Here is a 4,813-nt window from a genome sequence, read left to right as displayed (position 1 = left end):
ATTGTTCTGTTTTAGACTATTTGTCATATAAGCTGATTTTGGCGAAAATGGTGTGTCCATACTTTTTTGACACAAATTTAGTCTTCACCGCTTTAAATGTCGCATCAGCAACCGCATTATCATAGGGTCATCCCTTATGAGTTAATGACCGCTGAATGCTAAATTCCTTTAAACATTCATCAAATAAATGATTTCAAACTCTTTCTCAATTAACATTGCCGTATTCGTCGTACTAGTATAGTAAAAAATAACTTTTGGATATACTAAAAGGTTATTGTGTTATTTTTATAATAATTGATCAGAACAACATATTGATTTTATTTTATTTTTTAATAGGTGATAAAATTACAGAGTAAATAAGGAAAATCCTCGCTATTTTAAAACGGGGATTTTTATAATTACCACCACTTAGGATAATTGGTAAATTGTGATTTAACATAATTCAATGTATCTTCTGAAATAATGGTTTGATAACTTAATTGCACAATATCCTTAAATATTCCCTGACGAGTCACAGACCACCAATATTTAATGTTTTTTTCATCCTTTTCTATTTTTATAGAAAACATTTCATTCATATCATACAAAGTAGCTGTTTTTTTTAATGTTACCAGATCGTTAACAAAATTATCCCAAATTAAACAACTAATCCATATTTCACCACTATAGTTAAGAGAGTTCGAAAATTGTTCTACATTTGCTATAAAAATAAATTTAATAGAAGGTACTGTAACTATCCCCCTAAAATAGTACAGCAAAAAAGTAGAAAATTCTCTATGATAACAGTAAAAGAGGATTTAATTATGAAAAAAATGACTGAACATCAAATCGTAGCTATTTTAAAAGAAGCTGAAGCGAGTATTCCCGTTAAAGAGCTGTGCCGTAAATAGGGCATGGGTAATTCAACTTTCTATAAATGGCGAGAAAAATAAGGCGGAATGGAAACATCGGATATCAAACGCTTAAAGGAGCTGGAGGCGGAAAACCGCAAGCTTAAGCAGATGTTTGCCGAACTGAGCTTAAAATCCCAGTTCCAGGAAGAAATCATAAAAAAGCTTTAGTGCCCACAAAGGCACGTAAAACGTGGGCACAGCAACTACAACAAAATCATTCGGTTACTATTGTTATGAGTTGTGCTATTGTTGGCTTAAGCCGTTGTGCTTACTATTATCAACCTAAGTTACAGGATGATTCAGTGATTATTTCGATGTTGAATGCTATCACAGATAGGCATTTACGCTGGGGCTTTCCTAAATGTTTTAATCGTATCAGAAAGCTCGGCTATCAATGGAATCATAAACGTGTTTATCGAGTGTATTGTGAGTTAAAACTGAATCTTAAAACAAAACGAAAACAACGAATGCCACCTCGGGAGCCAGAAAAGTTATTGGCTCCCAATAAACAAGGTGAATGTTGGCCAATGGATTTTATGAGTGACAGTAGTCGTAATCAACGTCGCTTTAGGACATTCAATGTCACCGATGACTTTAATCGTGAGGCGTTAGGTATTGATATTGCAGTAAGCTTACCCGCAGGAAGGATTACCCGTTACTTAGATAAACTGGCCGAATATCATGGGTATCCATTAAAAATACGGGTCGATAATGGCCCAGAATTTACAGGAAAAACCTTTACCAACTGGGCTAAATTACATGGTATAACCATTGATTATATCCAGCCCGGTAGCCGATATCAAAATGGCTATATTGAACCCTATCGTACTGAAGTACTCGATTTATATCTATTTAATAATCTAGAACAAGTAAGAAAGATAACCGAAGAATGGCTAACCATTTATAACACCGAAAGACCGCATGAGGCATTAAATAACATGACACCGATTGAGTATAAAACACTAAAACAAGCAACATGATTTTCTACGTGAGTTGTGTACTAAGTTTGGGGTATTTACAAGTGTAGATTTTTTCTGATTGTATTTTAGATAAACTCATTTTACAAATTCGTTAGTAATAGATTCAAATTTAATTTATAACTCATTATTAAATATTAATTTATAGCTTTCGCATTGTAAGTTGAAAGTGTAAATACCCTAGGTTCATTAAAATTAGTTGATCGAAAAGATCACAATAAATATCATAAAATATATCACCCAGATGGTTCGGGTGGTCAAAAAAATGGGAAGGAGGTACAAGATGTCGATGATTTTTAATTTTAAAGTGAGGTTATTATGATTACGATAAAAGGCTTAGCTGATCTTATTGTTCATAACGTAACAGCAACAGAGTCTAAGTGGTATTTTGTAGATAAAAAGTTCAATAATTCATTAAAAGACGATATATTAAATTCGAATTATTATATTGCAGATGATGATGAGGAGGAATTTGATCTTGAAGATAATATTAAATATAAGACTTTTTTAGATTCAGCAACATTTCAATCTATCATTTATAATAAACTTGAGCATCATCCTAATGCCACTACAGATCAACTATTAGATGCTATTATTTATTACTTAAAAGAAGATGATTTTTTAGATTAATAATACTGGAAAGGTCTTTTTTTGACTTTTCCAGTATTAAACATAAATCTGTAATAGTAAGATTTACCGTTGTCAATCGCATTAATGCAGCCTATTTAAAGCCGTTTTTATTGCTAAAGAGAGATTATGAAGAAACTTTTAGAATTACTAAATAAAAAAGGTATAAAGTATCTCATTCAAGACAATAAAATCACTATTGATGGTAATTTAAATTTAAGAAACAGAGGAATTAAAGCATTACCTGAGAACTTATCTATTAACGGTGATTTGATTTTAACTCATACAAAAATTGAAGCACTACCTAAAAATTTTTCTGTTAGTGGTGATTTAGATTTAAGAAATACAGAAATCAAAACTATACCTGAAAAGGTATTTATTGGAGGTTATTTATATTTAACAAATACGGAAATCAAAGCATTACCTAAAAATTTTTCTATAAGTGGTAGTCTAAATTTAGCGAATACAGAAATAACAGCACTACCGGAAAGCCTATCTGTTAAAGGTGATCTAAATTTAACAATGACAAAAATCAAAGTATTACCTAAAAATTTTTTTATTGGAGGTAGTTTATATTTAGGGTTTACTGAAATAGAAGCGTTACCTGAAAATTTCTCAATTAAAGGTGATTTAGATTTAAAATACTCAAAAATCAAAATATTACCTGAAAATTTATCGATTGGAGGTAAATTAAATATAGAATCAACAAGTATTCGAGAATTACCTGACAATTTATCTGTTGGCACCGGTTTATATTTAGATATAGATAAAATACAAAATATAGCTTATTGCAAAAACTGCGAAGATAACTCACAAACTATTTTTGCTTGTTGGGTTAATAATGGATTCGCTATTCAAATGAATGACTTTTTTGGCACATTTCAAGAGTTTGAAAAAATAGTTGATGAGAAGTATTCAGGAAAAATTGCTATAGAATACAAAAAATTGGCAGACACATGTATAAAAGAGTTAACCGAAAAATTAAAAATATTGTAGTCTTTATTTGGTAAGGCTGATTAAAAGAGCAAACATTTCTCGGAAGAACGCAAATAAAATTTAGATTATGAACTACTCGACAACGTCAGCAATATACACTTTGCTGCCGGCAGCAGTGCCGAAATCATCCACCGTTTCAAACGCGATGCCATCGGCCGCCTGATCGGCAAATACACCACCGACGGCACCCCCGCCTACCAGTACGACAAAGCCGACAACCTTATCAAAGTCGGCTACAAAAAAGCCGGCCTGCCCGCAGAAGCAGAACCCGACCTCATCGCCTTCAGCTACGATCTGCTGAGTAACCTGCTGAGCGAAACCACCGCACAGGGTACCCTCAGCCACCAGTACGACCCACTGGGCAACCGTATCGCCACCACCCTGCCGGATGGGCGTACCATCAACAGCCTGTATTACGGTTCCGGTCACCTGCACCAGATAAATATCGATGGCGATGGCAACATCATCAGCGACATCGAACGCGGCAAGTTGCACCGCGAAGTATTACGCACTCAGGGACGGCTGAACACCCAGTTCAAATACGACCGTAACAGCCGCCTGCAACACAAACAGATATGGCGCAATCAGAATCCGATTCTGCCCGATATCCTCATCGAACACAGCTACCAGTACGACAACCTCGACCGGCTGGTAAGCAAAAAACACAGCAAACACGGACAGACCGATTACTACTATGATCGCACCGGCAGAATCGAAGGCTGCCGCAACCAGAGATACTGGGAAACCCTGCAATACGATGCCGCCGCCAACCTGTTAGACCACAGACGGCCAATAGAATTAGACCCCAGCAATCAGAATGTCATCCGCTGTAACCAGCTGCTGCATTTCAGAGAACACCGCTACCGCTACGACGAGCACGGCCGAACCCAGACCAAACAGACCATCGGTGCTATCCAGCACTACCACTACGACGCCGAGCACCGCCTGAGCGAAGTACGCATCGAACAAACAGACCGCAGCCTGTATATCTATACCGACCAGAACAGCTACGAACCACTGGCACGAATAGATAAAAGAGGTAATGACCCTGAAAAAGTCATGTACTTCCACACTGATCTGAATGGCTGTCCGGAAGAGTTGACCGACGAAAACGGTAAAATACTGTGGGAATGCAGCTTTCAATTATGGGGGAAACGGATTCATGAAATCGAACACGAACCCATAGAGCAGAACCTCAGATATCAGGGACAATATTTAGACAGAGAAACTGGCTTACATTACAATACTTTCAGGTATTATGATCCGGATATAGGCCACTTTACCTAGCCAGATCCGATAGGATTGCTAGGTGGGTTTAAT

At 36.2% G+C, this 4,813-nt stretch carries 6 protein-coding genes; 5 read left to right on the top strand and 1 reads right to left on the bottom strand.

The window, feature by feature from the left end:
* Nucleotides 1-938: 938 nt before the first annotated feature.
* From A9G30_RS13535 to A9G30_RS01670, 4 genes are all read left to right on the top strand, one after another.
* Nucleotides 939-1,061, top strand: a complete 123-nt coding sequence (locus A9G30_RS13535) for a hypothetical protein (RefSeq protein ID WP_442903439.1) — start codon at nt 939-941, stop codon at nt 1,059-1,061.
* The gene (locus A9G30_RS01680; RefSeq protein ID WP_065587850.1) at nt 1,061-1,873 is read left to right on the top strand and encodes an IS3 family transposase; all 813 of its coding nucleotides are present in this window, start codon (nt 1,061-1,063) and stop codon (nt 1,871-1,873) included. Before A9G30_RS13535 ends, A9G30_RS01680 begins: the two co-directional genes overlap by 1 nt.
* Before the next feature lie 315 nt (nt 1,874-2,188).
* Nucleotides 2,189-2,500, top strand: a complete 312-nt coding sequence (locus A9G30_RS01675) for a DUF7716 domain-containing protein (RefSeq protein WP_065587849.1) — start codon at nt 2,189-2,191, stop codon at nt 2,498-2,500.
* Nucleotides 2,501-2,626: 126 nt separating this feature from the next.
* Nucleotides 2,627-3,493, top strand: a complete 867-nt coding sequence (locus tag A9G30_RS01670) for a hypothetical protein (RefSeq protein ID WP_065587848.1) — start codon at nt 2,627-2,629, stop codon at nt 3,491-3,493.
* Between the two features lie 72 nt (nt 3,494-3,565).
* Here the strand turns inward: A9G30_RS01670 and A9G30_RS13310 are convergent, their stop codons facing one another.
* Nucleotides 3,566-3,988 (bottom strand): hypothetical protein, encoded by a 423-nt coding sequence (locus A9G30_RS13310; protein WP_065587847.1) that lies wholly within the window; start codon nt 3,986-3,988, stop codon nt 3,566-3,568.
* Between A9G30_RS13310 and A9G30_RS12605 the strand changes: the two genes are divergently transcribed.
* Entirely contained in the window at nt 3,983-4,780 is a 798-nt protein-coding gene (locus A9G30_RS12605; RefSeq protein ID WP_141671947.1) for an RHS repeat domain-containing protein, read from the top strand. The genes A9G30_RS13310 and A9G30_RS12605 overlap by 6 nt on opposite strands.
* Nucleotides 4,781-4,813 lie beyond the last annotated feature (33 nt).

The organism is Gilliamella sp. Fer4-1 (genome assembly GCF_001690515.1).
GTDB lineage: Bacteria > Pseudomonadota > Gammaproteobacteria > Enterobacterales > Orbaceae > Gilliamella > Gilliamella apicola_C.
This window is presented reverse-complemented; position numbering and strand designations above follow the sequence as displayed.

Bases quoted from the DNA above. Each gene is read 5' to 3' on its own strand.
- A9G30_RS01675 (WP_065587849.1), top strand. From the start codon at position 2,189: ATGATTACGATAAAAGGCTTAGCTGATCTTATTGTTCATAACGTAACA.
- A9G30_RS13535 (WP_442903439.1), top strand. From the start codon at position 939: ATGGAAACATCGGATATCAAACGCTTAAAGGAGCTGGAGGCGGAAAAC.
- A9G30_RS01670 (WP_065587848.1), top strand. From the start codon at position 2,627: ATGAAGAAACTTTTAGAATTACTAAATAAAAAAGGTATAAAGTATCTC.